This is a genomic window from Plesiocystis pacifica SIR-1 (genome assembly GCF_000170895.1).
In the GTDB taxonomy this organism is placed as follows: Bacteria; Myxococcota_A; Polyangia; order Nannocystales; family Nannocystaceae; genus Plesiocystis; species Plesiocystis pacifica.
On sequence record NZ_ABCS01000050.1, the window covers coordinates 38,009 to 55,775 of the forward strand.

Consider the following 17,767-nt stretch of genomic DNA (forward strand, 5'->3'; position numbering starts at 1 on the left):
CGGCCTGAGGAGGCACGAACCCCCTTTGCCCACCAGCCAAAGCGGAGGAGCGGACAGCGACGAAGCGCCCCCGGTCCGAGGGCGCCTGCGGGGGCCTAGTTAGGAACAATGCGGAAGATCCGCGAGGTGGGCGGGTGCGGCGGCTGGAAGCCGAAGTTCCCCTCCGCCACGTACACGTCCCCCCACGCGTTGCCGCCCAGGCTCGACACGTTCTGCGGGTTGGCGAGCTCGCCGTGGAAGTCCACGCTCGAGCCGTCCCAGGTCAGGGCCCACAGGCGGTTGAGCACGTAGTCGGCGAAGAAGTAGCGGCCGTCCCAGCCGGGCACCTCGCACGAGTGGTAGACGTAGCCGCCCGTGACCGAGCGCTGGCCGCCGCCGTAGTCGTAGATCGGCGCGATGTAGCCGTCGGCGTTGGGCTGGTTGGGGCCCGCCGAGGTGTCGCAGTTGTTCTGATCGAAGCAGTGGTTGCCCTCCATGGGCACCCAGCCGTAGTTGCCCCCGGACTCGATCACGTCGATCTCCTCGTAGGCGTTTTGGCCGACGTCGCCCGCGTACATCACCCCGGTCTCGGGGTCGAAGGCGAAGCGCCACACGTTGCGCAGGCCGTAGGCGTAGATCTCGGGCAGCGCCCCGTTGACGTCGACGAAGGGGTTGTCCGCGGGGATGGAGTACTCCTCGCCGTTCCCCGGGGTGATGTCGACGCGCATGATCTTGCCGTAGTGGGTGCTCAGATCCTGCGCGCGGTCGAAGGGGTCGCCCTGCTCGCCGCCGTCGCCGATCGAGAAGTAGAGCATCCCGTCGGGCCCAAACTCGACCTGGCCGCCGTTGTGGTTGGCCTGGGACTGGGGCTTGTCGTAGAGGATCCGCTCGCTGCCGGGGTCGGCCTGGTCGGGGTCGTTGGGGTCGAGGCTGAACTCGGACACCCGCGTGCGCAGGGCTCCGGAGGGGCTGTAGTGCACGTAGACCCGGGGGTCGTCGGGGAAGTCGGGGTGGAAGTCCATGGCCAGCACGCCCATCTCCGAGAAGTCGTTGACGTCGAGGGAGAGGAAGGGCGTGGGGTTGGGCGAGGTGCTGCCCGGCTCGACGATCACGATGTCGCCGCTCTTGAGGGTGACGAACAGGCGATCGGGCTGCTCGGGGTGGCCGATGACGAAGGTCGGACCCGAGAGGCCCTCGGCGACGACCTCGAGGCCGACGTCGGGGGTGCCGTCGACGGGGTCGTAAGGGCAAGGCGGGATCTCGGTGCCGGTCTCGGTGTCCGTCTCGGTCTCGGTGTCCGTCTCGGTCCCGGTCTCAGTCTCCGCCGTCTCCGTGCTCGTGTCGGCGTCGGTGCTCGTGTCCGTGCCGTCGGCGGTGCCGGTCTCGGTGTCCGTGTCCGTGCCCGCCGTGGTCGAGGTCGTGTCGTCGCCGGCGGTCTCTCCGATCTCGTCGTCCGAGTTGCCGTTGTCGCCACAGGCGGGGGCGATCAGGGCGAGGGAGGCGAGAGAGAGCAGGCCGAAAGATTTCCAAGCAGGCTTCATGGCCGGGACGCTATCACGCCCGACCCCGCGTCGAGGGAGGACTCCTCGACCCAAGTGGGGGGCTCGAGCGGCCCTGCGTGACCGGGCGTCAAACACGTATTCTCCGCCGCCGAAGCGACGGGTCTCGAAGCTCGTCGCCGCGCCTGCGAGCTACTTGCTCGACACGCAAAAGGCCCGCGGCGCCTTGTTCTCGCGCTCGCGGTCGGCGACCTGATTGTTCAGCAAGTTCACCGTCTTCGCCGTGCTGTCGCTGGTCTCCCTGGACCAGTAGAGCAGCTTGTCGACGCCCGCGCTGCGGAAGCCCTGGAGCTCCTTGACCGAGGCCATGCGCCACTTCGAGAAGCCGAACTTTCGCTGGCGTTTGAGTTTGCGGCAGTAGCTGTTGGCCGAGGCCCAGCTGCCGTTGGGTCCGCGCGAGCGCAGGGCGTGGAGGCGGCCGGACTTGTAGACCTTGCCCATCTGGTAGCTGGGCGTCGAGCCCCCGGAGGTCGAGCTGTCGTCGCTCGAGTCGTCCCCGCCCGCCCCGGTCGTCGTGCCCGTGGTCTCGTCAGCGCCGCCCGTGCCGGTGGTCTCGCCCGTGCCGTCCGCGGCCGTGTCCGTCCCGGTGTCCGAGCCCCCGGTGTCCGAGCCTCCGACCGCTGCCGAGGTGTCGCCCTCGCCGGTCGTGTCCGTGACTGCGTCCTCGCCCTCGTCGCCCTCGCCCTCCGTGTCGCTGGACGCGACGGCGTCGGGGGTTTTTTGGGTGCCGAGCAGGCCGTCGAGGTGACCCACGCTCCACGCCCAGGCCACGCCGCCGCCGATCAGCGCGACGAAGATCAGCAGGATCACCCAGCCAAAGCCGCCGCCCTCGCGGCGCTCCCCCTCGGGCCGGCTGTCCTTGTTGTCGAGCTTCTCCCGACCCATGGACCAGCTCTGCTCTGCGGCGGTCAGCGAGGGGTCGAGCTCCGACGACCAGGTCTGACGGTTCGAGCCGGATGGGGTCGGCGGCGTCGAGGTGCTCGCGCTGGTCACCGCCGACATGGGGAAGGCGCCGGTGTCCGCGAGCGCGGGGTCGTCGGCCTGGGTGCCGGCCCGGGTCGAGGGGCCCGAGCCGCTGCCGCCGAGGGTCGGCGAGGAAGAGGAGAGCTCGACGCCCGGGTTCGAGCCCGGGCTTGAACCGGGCGTCGAGGTCGATCGCCCGCCCGGTCGCGTGACCCCCGAGGCGGAGGGCCGCGTACCCAGGGGCATGGCCGAGAGCGGCTGGGTGCTGTCGGGGTTGGCCCCCGCCGCGTCCGGCAGCGGTCCGGCGGCGACGGCCGCAGCTGCGGCGGCGTCGAGGCTGCCCAGCGCCATGGTCCGCCCGGTCCGCACCGGCGCGATGGGCCGCTCGCCCTCGGCGACCACCTGCTGGTAGGGCGCGAGGGCGTCGAACATGGCCCGCGCCGTCTGGATGCGCGCGTCGGCGTCCTTGGCCAGGCAGCGCTCGACGATCGCGATCAGCCCGGGGTGGGCGCCCGGAACCAGCGAAGCCAGGGGCGGCGGATCTTCGGTCGACAGGGCCAGCAGCAGCCCCGCCATGGTCTTGCCGCGGAAGGGCTCCACGCCGCCGAGGGCCCGGTAGAGCATCACGCCCATGGCCCAGATGTCGGTGCGCGCGTCGACGTTGGCGGCCCCCGCCGCCTGCTCCGGCGACATGTACTCGGGCGTGCCCATGACCACGTTGGCCCCGGTCCGCCCGCCGCCCGGATCTTCGGTGAACTTCGAGATGCCGAAGTCCATCAGCTTGACGAGCATGCGCCCGGGCTCGGGCTCGTGGAGGAAGACGTTCTCGGGCTTGAGGTCGCGGTGGATGATGCCCACGGCGTGCGCTGCGCTGAGCCCCTTGAGGGCCTCGCGGATGATCAGCACGGCCAGGGGCGGATCGATGCGCCCTTGCCCCTCGAGCAGCTCGGCGAAGCTCTGCCCGACCAACATCTCCATGACGATGTAGGGCCCGAGCACCGACTCGCCGAGGTCGAGGATGTCGCAGATGTGCGGGTTGCCGATGCGCCCGGCCGAGGTCGCCTCGTTCTGGAAGCGGTGGAGGGTCCGCGGGTTGCGGGCGTACTCCGGGTGCATGATCTTGATCGCGACCCGCTTGCGCACCCGGATGTTCTCGGCCTTCCAGACCGTGCTCATCCCGCCCTCGCCCAGCTTGCTCAGGAAGCGAAAGCGGTTGTCGAGCAGCCGCCCCTCGAGGGGCAGCAAACGGTTCGTGTTCGGGCACACGAGCACCTCTTCGGGGTGATTGGCCCCGCAGTGGGGGCACTTCCCGGGCTCGCCCATCGACCCGAGCATATAGCATCCCTGGAGCAGGATGGCGCCACATGGTGTTTGGGCCACGCCCCGGCCCTGGGGCCCTCGGGGCTCCCAACTCCGGGGGGTCGCCGCGGGGCCGGGCTTCTCCATCCTCGGGCGGCGCAGTATTTTGTGGCCATGGGGCCCCCGAGAAACGCGCAGGCCAGGACGGGACAAAGGCGCAGGCTCGGGGGGATCCGCACGCCTCGGCCACGGCTCGACCCTGCGCTCGGGCTCGGGATCGCCCTGGTGCTGGGCCTCGGGCTCGGCTGTGATCTCGGGCCCGTCGACGCGGCTCCAGAGGCCGCTCCGGCTCAGGTCCCCGCCCCGCCGCCGGAGGTCGCCGCCCCGAGCCCCGAGCTCCCCCAGCCCCAGCCCCAGCCCCAGCCTTCGGCAGGACCCCGGGTCGGCTCCCCAGTGCCACCGCCCTCCCCCGGCGCAGCCCTCGAAGACGAGCGCAACACCGTCGCCGTGTTCCAGTCGGCGGCCCCCGCCACGGTCTTCGTCACCCAGTCCCAGCTCGTGCGCGACCGCTTCACCATGCGCGTCGATCAGATCCCCGCCGGCACCGGCTCGGGCTTCATCTGGGACACCCGCGGCCACATCGTGACCAACTTCCACGTCGTCGACGGCGGCGACAGCTTCTCCGTCACCCTCTACGACGACCGCACCGTGCCCGCGCGCCTGGTCGGCGGCGACCGCAAGCGCGACATCGCCGTGCTCGCCCTGAAGCTCGACCCGGCCGAGGCCGGCATGCTGATCCCCGTCAACCTCCCGCCCGAGGACGAGCCCCTGGTCGTCGGCCAAAAGGCCCTGGCGATCGGCAACCCCTTCGGCCTCGACCACACCCTCACCGTCGGCGTGATCTCGGCCCTCGAGCGCGAGGTCCCCGGCTACGGCGGGGTCACGATCCGCGACATGATCCAGACCGACGCGTCGATCAACCCGGGCAACTCTGGCGGCCCGCTGCTCGACTCCTCGGGCCGGCTGATCGGCATGAACACGATCATCTTCTCGAAGAGCGGCAGCTCCGCGGGCATCGGCTTCGCGGTCCCCGTGGCCACGGTCCGCCGCCTGGTCCCCCAGCTCATCGAGTACGGCCACGCGCGCCGGGCCGGGCTCGGGGTCGAGGTCGTCGACGATCGCCTGGCCAAGCGCAACCGCATCGAGGGGGTGATCATCGAGGCGGCCCTGCCCGGGGGCCCCGCGGCGAGCGCGGGCCTCCGCGGGCTGCGACGCAAGGGCCGCGAGGTGCTGCTCGGCGACGTGATCGTCGGCATCGACGACCACGCCGTGGGCAACTACGACGAGCTGTTCAACGCCCTCGAGGACTACGAGCCCGGCGACGAGGTCCAGGTCAAGGTCCGCCGCGCCGGCGAGGTCTTCGCCATCCCCGTCACCTTGGGCGTGGTCGGGTGAGCCGGCCGGGGAGGCGCGCGGTGGACCTCGGCCCGCGGGCGATCTAGCTTGCGTCAATGGACGCGCTGCTGCGTGCGATCAACCAACCGGAGACGATCCGCATCGTCGCCGCGACCACCTCGGACGCCGTGCGCGAGGCCTGTCGGCGCCAGCGCGCGACCGGGGCCGAGGCCATCGCCCTGGGCCGGGCGATGACCGCCGGCGTGCTCCTGGCGACCTTCGCCAAGCGCGAGCGAGAGCGCGTGCGCATCCAGCTGATGGGCGACGGCTCCGTGGCCCAAGTCATCGCCGACGCCCACGGCGACGGCCGCGTGCGCGCGTGCATCGTCCACCGAGACGAGGCCCAGCCCGACGCGAGCCCAGCTCCGGTCCCCGAGGTCGACGGGCGCCCGAGCACCGCGGCGGTCATCGGCCGCAGCGGTCAGGTCGTGGTCACCCGCGACCTCGGCATGGCCCGCCCCTACCAGGGCAGCGTCGACCTGCGCTCCGGGGAGGTCGACGAGGACCTCGAGCACTACCTCGACCACAGCGAGCAGCTGCCCACGGTGCTCCGCGCCGAGGTCGTGCTCGGCAGCGACGGCCGCGTGCTGCGGGCGGCCGGCGTGCTCGTCCAGAGCTTCCCCGGCAGCCCCCCCGAGCTGCTCTTGCCCCCCCACGCCCGGCTCGCCGGGGACAGCCTGCGGACCTTGCTGGCCGCTCACGACCGCGAGCCCGAGCAGCTCGTCGGCCTGGCCCTGGGCGGCGAGGCCTTCCGCACCATGCTCGAGAACCCCGTGCGCTTCCACTGCCCCTGCGGCCCCGAGCGCGCCCTGTCCGTGCTCGCAACCTTGGGCGCCGCGGACCTCGAGTCCCTCGCCGACGAGCGCGAGCAGACCGAGGTGGGGTGCAACTTCTGTGGTCAAACCACGTTGGTCTCGGCCCCGCAGCTGCGCGCCCTCGCTCAGCGCCTGCGCAGCGGCCAGTCCTGACCAAGTCCGACCAGCCCCGACCCGTCCAACGCCAGCGACCCCGTGAACTCCATGAGCATGGCCTCCGCCCCCAAGCGCTTCCGCATCATCCCGACCGAGCAGGGCTCGACCCTGCGCAACGTGCTGATGCGACGGGTCAAGCTCGACCGCAAGCAGGCCGCCGCGGTCATCCAGGCCGGGGGCGTGTACGTCAACCGCCTGCGCGTGCGCCTGCCCCAGGTGCTCGTCGCCCACGGCGAGCGCATCACCGTCTACCTCGAGGCCCTCGACGCCAAGCCCCTCGACCCCGAGCGCGTGCGCTTCGTCCACCGCGGCGAAGACTTCGTGGTCCTCGACAAGCCCGCGGGCGTGCCCGTGTCCGCCGTGCGCGAGACCTGCGTGGGCAGCCTGAGCGAGGCGCTGATCCACCAGCTCGAGTCCGAGGGCCTCGAGCGCCCCTACGTCGGCGTGGTCCACCGCCTCGACCAGGGCGCGTCGGGTCTGGTCCTGTTCACGATCCGCGACGTCGCCAACAAGTCGCTGCACAAGCAGTTCCGCGACCACGAGATCCGCCGGGGCTACCGCGTCCGCGTGACCGGCGAGCCCCCGGCCCAGCTGCGCTGCGACGCCCCGCTGATCAAGCTGCGCAGCGGCGGCGTGAAGGTCGGCAGCCCCGGCGACGGGCGCTCCAAGCCCGCGACCACCCACTTTCGCCACGTCGCCCGGGTCGACGGCGAGGCCGGGCCAGAGCACCTCCTCGACGTCGAGATCGAGACCGGGCGGACCCACCAGATCCGCGCCCACGCGGCCCACCTCGGCTTCCCGATCGTCGGCGACCGCCGCTACGGAGCCGACGGCGAGGGCGAGGCCGGGAGCGACCACAGCCGGCTGTGCCTGCACGCGCGCAGCCTCGAGTTCGAGCACCCGCTGACCGGCGCGCCTCAGAGCTTCACCTGCGAGCTCCCGGACTGGGCCCAGGAGCCGGCGGTGTACCGCTAGCTCCCGCGGGCCGGCGGGTTGCAGGCCAGCACGGCCTGCTCGTCCTCGTCGAACACCCGCGAGCGCGTCAAGAAGCGGACGCCCTCGGGGGCCTCGACCGAGAACCCGCTGCCGCGGCCCGGGACCACGTCGATGAGCAGCTGGGTGTGCTTCCAGCGCTCGTACTGGTCCCCGCCGATATAGAACGGGCAGCCCGCGACCTCGCCGAGCAGCACGTCGCGCTGGCCGATCTTGAACTCGCCGTTTGGGTAACACATCGGCGAGCTCCCGTCGCAGCAGCCCCCCGACTGATGGAACATCAGCGGGCCGTGCATCGTGATCAGCTTCTCGAGCATCGCGACGGCCTCCGGGGTCGCCGACACGCGCGCGGGGACCTCAGTAGAAGCCAAGGGGCTTCTCCGCGTAGCTGACCAGCAGGTTCTTGGTCTGCTGGTAGTGGTCGAGCATCATCTTATGGGTCTCGCGCCCGATGCCCGACTTCTTGTAGCCGCCGAAGGCCGCGTGGGCCGGGTAGGCGTGGTAGCAGTTCGTCCACACGCGCCCCGCCTCGATCGCCCGCCCGGCCCGGTAGGCCGTGTTGATGTCGCGGGTCCAGACCCCCGCGCCGAGGCCGTAGAGCGTGTCGTTGGCGATCTCGATGGCCTGGTCGTAGCCCGAGAACTTGGCGACCGAGACGACCGGGCCAAAGATCTCCTCCTGGAACACGCGCATGGAGTTGTCGCCGCCGAAGATCGTCGGCTGGACGTAGTAGCCGCCCGCGAGCTCGCCCTCGAGCTCGACGCGCTCGCCCCCGAGCAGGACCTCGGCGCCCTCCTGCTTGCCGATGTCGATGTAAGACATGATCTTCTCGAGCTGGTCCCGCGAGGCCTGGGCGCCCATCATGACGCTCGGGTCGAGGGGGTTGCCGATGGTGATCGCCTTGGTCCGGGCGACGGCCGCCTCCATGAAGGCGTCGTAGATGCCCGCGTCGATGAGCGCCCGCGAGGGGCAGGTGCAGACCTCGCCCTGGTTGAAGGCGAACATTGCGAAGCCCTCGAGGGCCTTGCTGCGAAAGTCGTCGTCCTTGGCCCACACGTCCGCGAAGAACAGGTTGGGCGACTTCCCGCCGAGCTCGAGGGTCACGGGGATCAGGTTCTCGGACGCGTACTGCAAGATCAGCCGCCCGGTCGTGGTCTCGCCGGTGAACGCGACCTTGGCCACCCGCGGGCTGCTGGCGAGGGGCTTGCCCGCCTCGAGCCCGAAGCCGTTGACGACGTTGAGTACGCCCGGCGGGATCAGGTCGGCGATCAGCTCGAGCAAGACCATGATCCCCGCCGGCGTCTGCTCGGCCGGCTTGAGCACGACGCAGTTGCCCGCCGCCAGGGCCGGGGCCAGCTTCCAGGCCGCCATCAGCAGCGGGAAGTTCCACGGGATGATCTGCCCGACGACGCCCAGCGGCTCCTTGAACTGATACGACACCGTGTCGTGGTCGATCTCCCCCTGCGTCCCCTCTTGGGCGCGGATGCAGCCGGCGAAGTAGCGGAAGTGATCGATGACCAGGGGCAAGTCCGCGTTGATCGTCTCGCGCACCGGCTTGCCGTTGTCCCAGGTCTCCGCGACGGCGAGCATCTCCAGGTTGTCGGCGATGCGATCGGCGATCTTGTTGAGCATGTCGGCTCGATCGGCGACCGCGGTCTGCCCCCAGGACACCCGCGCACCGTGGGCCGCGTCGAGGGCCTTTTCGATGTCTTCGCCCGTCGAGCGCGCGATCTCGCAGAAGGTCTTGCCGGTCACCGGCGAGGGGTTTTCAAAGTATTGCCCCTTGGTCGGCGCGACCCACTCGCCGCCGATGAAGTTCTCATAGCGGGGCTTGAACGATACGACTGAACCTGGGCTGTTGGGGAACTCGTATGTCATCTGTCTTCCTCGGTCGAGGAATCATCCCTGGAGCCACGCACCGCGCGCAACGGCAATCGCTGCGACGCCCACGAAAAGGACGTAATCGGCACGACGCCATCGATCGCTTCGCGCTCAGACAGACGCGAGCGCCCGGGGCTACGCGTCGACCCGCGCCCGGGCCCACTCGACGAGGGCCTCGAGCAGCGCCTCGTCGACGCCGCGGCGCAGGTCCGCGTAGTGCCCCGGCGTCGACACGCCGGGCTCGTGGGCCAGGAGATAGTCGAGCTCGGGGAACAAGAGCGCGGCGCTGCCCGGGGCGCCCCGCGCTTCGACGAGGGCGCGGACCGGCCCAAAGTCCCGCTCGGCGCTGACCTGGAAGTCTTTCCCGCCCTGGATCGCCAGGATCGGCGCGCGCACGGCCCCGAGCCGAGCCAGCGGGTCCTCGGCGAAGGCCTCGATCATCCACTGGCGCGCGCCCACGCTGCTCGCCGGCAGATCGCCCCCGGACAATGCGGCGTCGTGGACCGAGCGGGCCCGCTGGAGCACGGCGCGGATCTCCGCGTCGCGGCGACCGACCATCGACGCCCGGATCTCGTCGTAGATCAGCTCCCGCAGGTTCCGGCCCGGCGCGGCCAGGACGATCAACCCGCGCAGCTTGGCCTTGCTGCGCTTGCGCCCGCGCTCGCCGGCCACGATGCTCGCGCGCAGGGCCCCCTCGCCATGGCCGACGATCAATACGCGGCTGGGGTCGACGCGGGGGTGGGCGGCCAAGGTCGCCAGCGCCCGGCGGCCGTCGTCGACGAGCTCGTCGAAGCCCGGGGTCGGGTTGTCCCCGATGCCGCTCTCGCCCACGCCGCGATCGTCGACGCGCAGCACCGCGAAGCCGGCCCGGGCCAGGGCGTCGTGGATGGCGTGGCTGCCCATGTCCACGGGGCTATCGGGGACGATGCCGTGGCGATCCTGGGGGCCCGCGCCCGACAGGAACACGACCCCGGGCAGGGGCCCTTCGACGTCTCGCGGCGCGACCAGCTCGCCGACCAACACCGGCTCGCCGCTGCGCTCCGGGGCGACCTCCACGGGCACGCGCTCGAGCTCGGCCGGGGGCCGGTAGCGGGGCTTGGGCACCCGCGGCAAGAAGGGCGCGAGGGCGTCCTGGCTCGGGTCGAGGGGGCGGTAGAGCAGGCGCTCCCCGGCCATCACCGAACTCAGCCCCAGCTGCGCCAGCGCGGGCTCGGCGAGCTCGGGGCGGTCCGCCTCGAGGGCCAGGACCGTGCCCGCGCCGTCCTCGGCCAGGCCCCCGCTGCCGCCCGCGCGCACGCGCAGCTCCAGGGTCACGGCGCGGTCGCCCTCGGGGATCCAGCCCAGGTGTCGCGCGACCCCGTCCGCGCCCAGGCCCACGCCCAGGCGCAGCATGACCTCGCGGACGAACAGGCCGTGGTTCGGCGTGGGCCACAGCGCCGCCGACTCCGGGCCGAGGGCCAGCTCGTCACCGAGGCGGCGCACGAGCAGGCCCGAGGGCGTCCAGGTCATGCGCGTGACCACCTCGGGGGTGCGAAACTCGGCGTGCCGCGGCTGCCCGGCGTCGTCGATCCAGGTGTGCAGCTCCCAGCTCGAGCGCTCGGCGTCGACGGGCTGGAGCTGGGCGACGAGGTGCCACAGCCGCCCGTCCGCGGGGTGCTCGACGGGCCCCAGGCAGCGCCCGCGCGAGGTCGCCACGATCGCCCCGGCTTCGTCGAGCACGCCCCAGCTGCGCAGCTCTGACACGCTCGCGCACAGCCCCGAGGGCTCGGCCACGCCCCGGGCGTGCAGCGGCGTCGGCTCGGGCGCTGCGCTCGTCTGCGGCCCGCGGCAGCCTCCGGCTCCGAGGGCGAGGGCCAGGACCACGGCCACGCGAGCGGCCGCCAGCGGGCGGATCAGGCTGCACACGCGCATCGCGACGAGTCTCGCACCTCGGGCCCCGAGGACGAAAAAACGAGAAGAGGGACGGGGCCGAAGCCGCCGTCCCTCTCGGGTGTCCGTCTCAGGCCGCGCTCAGGCGCCGGGGACGATGCACACGCCGACTTCCTCGAGTCCGGGAGGCGCCGTGTTCTCCTCGTAGAACGCGGTGCACTCGGTCCCGTCGGGGGTGCAGCTGGGGTCGGTCAGGTCGCAGAAGGCGACGCAGCACGACGCGCCCATGCAGTTGGGCAGCGCCTCGGGCGCGAGGCACACGTTGCCGCCACTGCAGTCGTTGATGAAGCCGCAGGGGTCGCCGGTGGGGATGTCCGAGGTCGCGTTGGCGCACACGAAGTTCGTGCCCTCCCAGAAGCAGGCGGTGCCGTCGGCGGGGCAGTCCTGGAGCAGGGGGTTGCAGTCCAGGAGGCACAGGTTGATCGAGCCGGTGTTGGCGATCGAGCACGAGGTGCCCGGGTCACACTCGGGGTTGTCCGGGGAGCCGGTGCAGAAGGAGGTGCAGGTGCCGAGGTTCTCCTCGCTGACGTCCCAGCACCAGCTGTCCTCGCCGCAGGTGTCCGTGGACTCGACCGCGCCGTCGTAGGTGCACTCGTCGCCCGGCTGGCCGTCGCCCATCACCGGCACGCACTTGTTGGCGTCCCAGGTGCCGCCGGAGCTCGCGTAGGCGACACACTTCTCGCCGTCCATGCAGTCTTGCATCCACGGGTCGCAGGTCGACGCGCTCCCGAGGTCCTCCTCGGGGATGAACATGGTGTTGCCGTCGTCGGTGGTGTCGTCACCAAAGTCGCCAGCCTCGTCCTCGCTCTCACCATCACCTGCGGTGGTGGTGGAGGTCTCGCTGGGCTCTTCGTTTTTGGTGCACGCGCTGAGCGTCAGCAGGCCGCCAGCGGCCAGAACGGTAAGCAGTCGAAGGGTCTTCATTGTTGGGAATCCTCTCGCACTTGGGCTCGATGTTCGAGTCCGCGCCACCCACGCTCGCGGCTCGGCCGGACGGATCGTCCACACATCCGGCGGGTGTGGGAGTTATTATCTAGAATAGTTTCTATACTTTCCATGGGTGGAATGCTAGTTTTTCATGAGTAAAATCTCGACTTTCGTGAAACCTATCGCCCCCCAGTGCGGTCTCGCGCGCGGTTCTCGGCAGAACTCGCAACAATTGAGTCTCGATTGCGACTGCGAGTACCCCGCCGAGTGAGATTGAGCCGATCTCGGAACCAAAGGCAACACACCCGTTTTTCGACTTGCTCCGATTGAGCGGAGGCCAGCGCGCGCTCAAGCCTGGGGCGACGTCGGCGTGGGCGACTCCTCGTCCGGATCGACGGCCTCGGTGAGCGCCTCGGGCCCGCGCTCTTCCACGGCTTCGCGAAGTTTGGACAGAGTCGGCGGCTGGGATTTGAACACCTGAGCCTCGCGCTCGAGCATCTCCGAGAGCATCGGCAGGTCGGCCAGGGGGATGACGTAGCGCTCGACGAGCTGGTCGAGCTCGGCCTCGGTCAGCTCGAAGCTCTCGCCGAGCTCGCGCTCGATGCTGGTGCCGACGGAGTTGCGGTAGTCGTAGCGCGACCACTGCGACTGCACGGCCCGGAGCATGCGCCGACGCAGCACCGCCGAGGTCGGCTCGGCCGCGCCGCCGCCCAGCTCGATGAGCCGCCGATCCATGCGGTTGTAGACCGAGGCCATCAGGTAGTCGGCGTGCCACTCCCACGGCGAGGTCATGGCGTAGGGCCCGACCATCCCCTTGCTGACCATGTCCGTCGAGTCGAGGAAGTCGTGGCCGTGCTCGTGGTGCGCGTGGTCGAAGAACTCCGCCCACTCGTGGGACGAGCTGCCCTTGTAGAGGTAGCGCGGGGCCGTGGCGTAAAAGTGCGGCCAGTACAGGGCGTGGTGGTAGCCCTCGCCGATGCTCTGCCGGTCGACCCGCCAGCCGTGGCGCTCGAGCTGGGTCGTGAACTCCCCGTGGGGGAAGTGCATCTTCTTGTTCTCGGCGCGCAGGCGGTCCTCGTCGAAGTCGAGGGCGAGCTGCCAGGCGTGGCCGAGCTCGTGCACCATCAAGCCGAGGATGGCCAGGTCGTCGGCCCCGCGCAGGCTCGAGGCGTAGACGCTCAGGGTCTGGGTCTGGCCGAGCATGAAGCCGTTGTCGCCGTGGTCGTCGACGAGCAGCAGCTGCTCCTCGATGGCGATGGTCCGCAGCGTCGGCATGGGCTCGCCGAACACCAGGCGCAGGGCGTCGTCGATGGCGTAGACCATGCCCGGGGTGAAGCGAGCGTTGCGCTCGACCAGCATCACCTCGAAGTCGCGGAACAGGCCGGTCTGCACGGCGGCGAGCTCGGGGGACTTGGGCTTGGACCAGTCGAGGTGGTCGGGGATCCCGTCGCCGTCGCGGTCGGCGAAGCTGCCCTCCTCGGGCACCCCGTCGCCGTCCTGGTCGACGCCGCCGCGCTCGGGGTCGTAGGGCGCCGCGTCGTAGACGTTGCGCACCCCGTCGCCGTCGAGGTCGACGTCGCCCTCGAAGAACTTCCCGTGGTACTCGCTGATCCGGTAGTCGAGGACGCCGTCGCGATCGGTGTCGCGGGTGGCGTAGGCGAGCAGCTCGAGATCCTGCCCGAACAGGCGGCGCAGCTCCTCGATCTCGACCGGCGGCGCGTGCTCGAGGTCGTGCTCGAGGGCCGCGATCTCGCCCGCGGTGGGCTTGGGCGGCGCGGGCGTGTGCTCGTAGAACACGTAGCGGAGGCTCTCGCGCTGCTCGTCGCCGAGGCGGCTGCGCTCGAGGGCCGGAGAGGTCCCAGGCGCGATCAGGGGGCGCTCGTGGCTCAGGCTGCCGGTGCAGCTGAGGACCAGCAGCAAGAGCACGAGAAAGAGCCCGAGAGAGGGCCTCCGCCAGCGCCTGACCGGGCTTCCCCGGTGCGCTCGCTTCGTCCCCCAAACGCGCTCTGCCATTGAATTCAAGCTACCACCTGCCCGCCCGAGCGCACGCCCTCGAGGCCCGCGCCCGCGGCCCCGAGGCCCACCCACCACGCGAGCACGCAAGCGCTTGCGCACCCGCGCTCGCCGGCTCTGACCGCGATGTCAGGGTCACGGGTCGCGACCTTCGACGCGCGCCGCGAAGGATCAAAACGTCGCCGGACTGGCCACGATGGTTGCCACCTGCTCACCCTCCCGAGCGCAAACACCCTCAGCGGCTGCATCCTTCCCCGCTCGCCTCGCGTCGACCCCTGCGATCGGTGTGGGAGTTTGCGACGCTCGTGTCGGAGCCCGCCGGCGCCGAGGATCACGCCGCCGCCTCGCCCCCGCGCGCGCGCTCCCCCGCGCTCGAGCTGTGACGCTCGCGTCCGGGTCGTCCCGCCCCAACGCGCATCCGTGCGCGCGGTCGAAAAAAATCCGCTCGGGCGCCCCGCAGACGCCTCAACGCCGACGCGGGCGGGAGTGCGCGGTGCCCGAATGCGTCGCCCGGCGCTCGACGACCTCCACCCACCTCGTGTAGTACGCGGCCATGCCCGCCATCGCCCCCTCCATCCTCAGCGCCGACTTCGCTCGCCTCGGAGACGAGGTCCGAGCCATCGACGAAGGCGGGGCCGACTGGATCCACGTCGACGTGATGGACGGCCGCTTCGTCCCCAACCTGACCATCGGGCCCATGGTCGTGAAGGCCCTGCGCCCGGTGACGGCGAAGTTCATGGACTGCCACCTGATGATCGTCGAGCCCGAGAAGTACGTCGCCGAGTTCGCCTCCGCCGGGGCCGACGGGATCACCGTGCACGCCGAGGCCTGCCCGCACCTGCACCGCAACCTCCAGCAGATCCACGCCCTGCCCCACCACGGCGGCGAGCGGGTCCGCGCCGGCGTCAGCCTCAACCCCCACACCCCCGTCGACGTCGTCATGCACGTGCTCGAGCTGTGCGACCTCGTGCTGATCATGAGCGTCAACCCGGGCTTCGGCGGGCAGAAGTTCATCGACGCCGTGCGCCCCAAGATCCGGACCCTGCGCGAGGCGATCACCGCCCGCGGCCTGAGCACGCGCATCCAGGTCGACGGCGGCGTCACCCAGGACAACATCGGCGAGCTCGCGGGCGACGGCGCCGACGTGTTCGTGGCCGGCTCGGCCGTGTTCCGCAGCAAATACCACCCCGGCGACTACGCCGGGGCCATCGCGGGGCTGCGCAGCGCCGGGACCCCGAGCGCCTAGTCCGAGCTCGAGTCCGATCCGGGGCCGAGCGCTCGGTTCTCTGCACCCGCAGGCAGAGCTCCCCGGAGCTCCCGCGCCCGGGCGATCTGGGCCGCGAGGTCCTCGGACTGCAAGCTCCCGACGTAGGTCACCTTGCGCTTGCCCTTGGCGTTGCGCCACACGATCTTCACCGCCCGGCCGCCGTCGCCAGGCATGTTGTAGATCCACGCGCCGTCGAGGCTGCGCTTGATGCCCCAGCCGCCGAAGCGCTTCCAGTCGTAGGTGGTCGCCTCCGCCGACTCGATGGCGGGGATCGGGATCTTGGGCCCGAACAGCCCGTACTGGACGTTGACGTGGCCCTCGGACACGGACACGCGCAGGACCGAGAACAAAAGCCACACGAGCAGGCCGACGGGCACCATGGCGAGCATCGGGAGCATGGCCTCGCCGGCCAGGAAGGCCGCCGCGAACACCATGGCCGTCGAGCCCCCGAGCAGGGCGTGGAGCTGCCAGGGCGCCCGGCTCTTGTCGCGGTAGAGGGTCACGCCCTCGCCCTTCATGTACTCGGACTCGTAGGCGTCGGGGGCCCGCTCGCCGAGCTCTGCGAGGCTGCGCTGTTCGGTCCGGGCCAAGGCCTTCACCGGCTCGTCTGCGTCCGCCATGCCCCGATCGTGCGAGGCGCGCAGCCCCGCTGTCAATCGCTCACATGCGCTCGAGCACCGGGATGCCGAGCAGAGACAGCCCCCAGCTCAGAGCCTCACGCGTGGCCTGGACCAGGAGCAGGCGCGACTGCAGCAGCCCGCCCTCTTGGTTCTTGACGTTGCAGGTCTGCTGGAAGCGGTTGTAGGCCCGCGAGATCGCGTAGAGCTGGGCGCACAGCAGGGACGGGCGCAGGAGCTTGGAGGCGTGGGCCACGGTCCCGGGCAAGTTGATCAGCTCCTGCATGAGCCCGCGCTCGGCCGGCTCGGTCAGCGTCCCCGGCTCGAGGGTCGCGCCGTCCTCGAGCAGGGCCGGGTCGAGCGTCTTACCGATCGCCGCGTTCTTGCGCAGCAGCGAGGCCGAGCGCGCCGTCACGTACTGCAGCGCCGCCCCCCCGTCTCCGCCCGCGACCATCGTCCACTTGTCCATGTCGAACACGATCTTCTGGTTGTTGTCGCGGGCGAGCATCCCGTACTTGATCGCGCCGAGGGACACGTCCTCGATGGCCTTGGCCATGGCCGCGTTCGCGCTCGCCTCGTCGGCGCCCCACTCGGCCAACATGTCCGGGTTGCTGCGGATCCCCTCGAAGTGCGAGCTCTCCAGGGCCGCGGCCAGCTGCTCGCGCAGGGCCCGGAACAAGATCACGTTGCCCTTGCGGCTCGACATCGCCCCGTCGGGGAGCTCGACCATCTCGTAGGCGACGTGCTCGCACAGCTGCGCCTGGTCAAAGCCCATCTTCTTCAGGGTCAAGAAGACCTGGCGAAAGTGGTCGCTCTGGCGGGCGTCGACGACGTAGATCGAGCGGTCGACCCCGTACTCCTCGAACTTCATCCGCGCCAGGGCAAGGTCCTTGGTCGCGTAGAGCCCCGTGCCGTCGCTCTTGCGCAGCATGAAAAAGGGCATGTGCTCGACCTCGGGGTTCTCGATGCCGACCGCGCCCTGGCTCTCGATGAACACGCCCTTTTCCAGGTACTCCTCGACGAGCTTCAGGCCGGGCTCGTCGACCTCGCTCTCGTAGAACACCCGCTCGAAGTCCACGCGGGTCCACGCGTAGATCTCGTCGAAGGCGTCGAGGGACCACTGGCGCGTGCGCTCCCAGGCCTCGCGGTGCTCGGGCACCCGGGTCTCGATGCCCCTCAGGATCTCGCTCATGCGCGCGCGGGCGGCCTCGTACTCGGCCTTGGCGGCCTCGTCGCCCTCGTCGGCGGCGGCCTTCCAGGCGTCGAGGCGGGAGGTCGACTGCTCGTAGATCTTGCCCAGCCACTCGCCGCGGTGCTCGGTCGGGGGCTCGCCGGCGAAGGTCTCGAGGCCCCACATGCACTTGGCCACGTGGGTGCCGACGTCGCCGAGGTAGTTGGCCGCGACCACCTCGTTGCCCGTCGCGCGGAGCAGCCGGACCAGCGCGTCGCCCAGGCACAGGTTGCGCATGTGGCCGACGTGGAAGCCCTTGTGGGTGTTGGGCTGGGAGAACTCGACCATCACCTTGGCGTCGCCGTGGGCCGCCGTGCCGGCGTAGTCCGGGCGCTCGCCCCGGGCCCAGGCCGGCAGCAGCAGGGCGCCGGTGCGGTGGGGGTTGAGCCGCAGGTTCAAGTAAGGACCGGCCGGGCTGGCCTCGGCGATGAGGCCCTCGACCCCGAGCGCCCCTTGCTCGGTCAGCGTCCCCGCCAGGGCCGCCGCGATCTTCGGCGGCGCGTTGCGAAGGGCCTTCGCTAGGCGAAAGCAGGGGAAGGCCAGGTCGCCCATCTCGGGCTTGGGCGGCGGCGCGAGCAGCTCCGCCACGGCGGCGACGTCGAGACCGGCGGCCTCGGGCAGCGCGGGCTGGAGGACCTTGGCAACTTCCTGGGCGAGAGCGTCGGGGCGCATGGGAGGCGAAG

The 17,767-nt window shown here is 70.9% G+C and carries 13 protein-coding genes; 4 read left to right on the forward strand and 9 right to left on the reverse strand.

Translation table 11 applies throughout. The features are described 5' to 3' along the window. Positions 1 to 95 precede the first annotated feature (95 nt). Together PPSIR1_RS23440 and PPSIR1_RS43615 are read right to left on the reverse strand one after the other, a co-directional pair. Entirely contained in the window at positions 96 to 1,520 is a 1,425-nt protein-coding gene (locus tag PPSIR1_RS23440) for a PQQ-dependent sugar dehydrogenase (RefSeq protein ID WP_006973646.1), read from the reverse strand. A gap of 150 nt (positions 1,521 to 1,670) precedes the next feature. After that, on the reverse strand, positions 1,671 to 3,824 hold the full coding sequence (locus PPSIR1_RS43615; RefSeq protein ID WP_053335416.1) for a protein kinase domain-containing protein: 2,154 nt from the start codon (positions 3,822 to 3,824) through the stop codon (positions 1,671 to 1,673). A gap of 261 nt (positions 3,825 to 4,085) precedes the next feature. Between PPSIR1_RS43615 and PPSIR1_RS23450 the strand changes: the two genes are divergently transcribed. The 3 genes from PPSIR1_RS23450 to PPSIR1_RS23460 are packed head-to-tail and all read left to right on the forward strand — an operon-like array spanning position 4,086 to position 7,201. Beyond that, a complete protein-coding gene (locus PPSIR1_RS23450) occupies positions 4,086 to 5,255 on the forward strand; it encodes a S1C family serine protease (protein ID WP_006973648.1) in 1,170 nt (389 codons plus the stop codon). A 56-nt stretch (positions 5,256 to 5,311) separates the two neighbouring features. Beyond that, positions 5,312 to 6,223, forward strand: a complete 912-nt coding sequence (locus tag PPSIR1_RS23455) for an Hsp33 family molecular chaperone HslO (protein WP_006973649.1) — start codon at positions 5,312 to 5,314, stop codon at positions 6,221 to 6,223. Between the two features lie 51 nt (positions 6,224 to 6,274). Next, positions 6,275 to 7,201: an RluA family pseudouridine synthase gene (locus tag PPSIR1_RS23460; protein WP_157595888.1), complete on the forward strand. Its 927-nt coding sequence runs from the start codon at positions 6,275 to 6,277 to the stop codon at positions 7,199 to 7,201. On the opposite strand, the gene PPSIR1_RS23465 is transcribed toward PPSIR1_RS23460, so the two are convergent. The 5 genes from PPSIR1_RS23465 to PPSIR1_RS23485 form a co-directional block, all read right to left on the reverse strand. Further along, on the reverse strand, positions 7,198 to 7,536 hold the full coding sequence (locus PPSIR1_RS23465) for a DUF779 domain-containing protein (RefSeq protein ID WP_086001638.1): 339 nt from the start codon (positions 7,534 to 7,536) through the stop codon (positions 7,198 to 7,200). The two genes, PPSIR1_RS23460 and PPSIR1_RS23465, sit on opposite strands and share 4 nt — an antisense overlap. Positions 7,537 to 7,576: 40 nt before the next feature. Continuing rightward, complete coding sequence (gene exaC / locus PPSIR1_RS23470; RefSeq protein WP_006973652.1) at positions 7,577 to 9,097, reverse strand: acetaldehyde dehydrogenase ExaC; 1,521 nt, start codon at positions 9,095 to 9,097, stop codon at positions 7,577 to 7,579. Between the two features lie 138 nt (positions 9,098 to 9,235). Beyond that, on the reverse strand, positions 9,236 to 11,011 hold the full coding sequence (locus PPSIR1_RS23475) for an alpha/beta hydrolase family protein (protein WP_006973653.1): 1,776 nt from the start codon (positions 11,009 to 11,011) through the stop codon (positions 9,236 to 9,238). A 99-nt stretch (positions 11,012 to 11,110) separates the two neighbouring features. Further along, complete coding sequence (locus PPSIR1_RS23480) at positions 11,111 to 11,953, reverse strand: hypothetical protein (RefSeq protein ID WP_006973654.1); 843 nt, start codon at positions 11,951 to 11,953, stop codon at positions 11,111 to 11,113. Between the two features lie 351 nt (positions 11,954 to 12,304). Continuing rightward, on the reverse strand, positions 12,305 to 13,882 hold the full coding sequence (locus PPSIR1_RS23485; protein ID WP_006973655.1) for a hypothetical protein: 1,578 nt from the start codon (positions 13,880 to 13,882) through the stop codon (positions 12,305 to 12,307). 640 nt (positions 13,883 to 14,522) lie between these two features. Here PPSIR1_RS23485 and rpe point away from each other — a divergent pair. Then, entirely contained in the window at positions 14,523 to 15,215 is a 693-nt protein-coding gene (rpe, locus tag PPSIR1_RS23490; protein WP_006973657.1) for a ribulose-phosphate 3-epimerase, read from the forward strand. Here the strand turns inward: rpe and PPSIR1_RS23495 are convergent. Both PPSIR1_RS23495 and argS read right to left on the reverse strand, forming a co-directional pair. Continuing rightward, positions 15,212 to 15,856 (reverse strand): hypothetical protein, encoded by a 645-nt coding sequence (locus tag PPSIR1_RS23495; RefSeq protein WP_045116608.1) that lies wholly within the window; start codon positions 15,854 to 15,856, stop codon positions 15,212 to 15,214. The two genes, rpe and PPSIR1_RS23495, sit on opposite strands and share 4 nt — an antisense overlap. A gap of 40 nt (positions 15,857 to 15,896) precedes the next feature. Beyond that, positions 15,897 to 17,756, reverse strand: a complete 1,860-nt coding sequence (gene argS, locus PPSIR1_RS23500; protein WP_006973659.1) for an arginine--tRNA ligase — start codon at positions 17,754 to 17,756, stop codon at positions 15,897 to 15,899. Positions 17,757 to 17,767 lie beyond the last annotated feature (11 nt).

Bases quoted from the DNA above. Each gene is read 5' to 3' on its own strand.
- PPSIR1_RS23440 (WP_006973646.1), bottom strand. From the start codon at position 1,520: ATGAAGCCTGCTTGGAAATCTTTCGGCCTGCTCTCTCTCGCCTCCCTC.
- PPSIR1_RS43615 (WP_053335416.1), bottom strand. From the start codon at position 3,824: ATGGGCGAGCCCGGGAAGTGCCCCCACTGCGGGGCCAATCACCCCGAA.
- PPSIR1_RS23455 (WP_006973649.1), top strand. From the start codon at position 5,312: ATGGACGCGCTGCTGCGTGCGATCAACCAACCGGAGACGATCCGCATC.
- PPSIR1_RS23460 (WP_157595888.1), top strand. From the start codon at position 6,275: ATGAGCATGGCCTCCGCCCCCAAGCGCTTCCGCATCATCCCGACCGAG.
- PPSIR1_RS23465 (WP_086001638.1), bottom strand. From the start codon at position 7,536: ATGCTCGAGAAGCTGATCACGATGCACGGCCCGCTGATGTTCCATCAG.
- exaC (WP_006973652.1), bottom strand. From the start codon at position 9,097: ATGACATACGAGTTCCCCAACAGCCCAGGTTCAGTCGTATCGTTCAAG.
- PPSIR1_RS23475 (WP_006973653.1), bottom strand. From the start codon at position 11,011: ATGCGCGTGTGCAGCCTGATCCGCCCGCTGGCGGCCGCTCGCGTGGCC.
- PPSIR1_RS23480 (WP_006973654.1), bottom strand. From the start codon at position 11,953: ATGAAGACCCTTCGACTGCTTACCGTTCTGGCCGCTGGCGGCCTGCTG.
- rpe (WP_006973657.1), top strand. From the start codon at position 14,523: ATGCCCGCCATCGCCCCCTCCATCCTCAGCGCCGACTTCGCTCGCCTC.
- PPSIR1_RS23495 (WP_045116608.1), bottom strand. From the start codon at position 15,856: ATGGCGGACGCAGACGAGCCGGTGAAGGCCTTGGCCCGGACCGAACAG.
- argS (WP_006973659.1), bottom strand. From the start codon at position 17,756: ATGCGCCCCGACGCTCTCGCCCAGGAAGTTGCCAAGGTCCTCCAGCCC.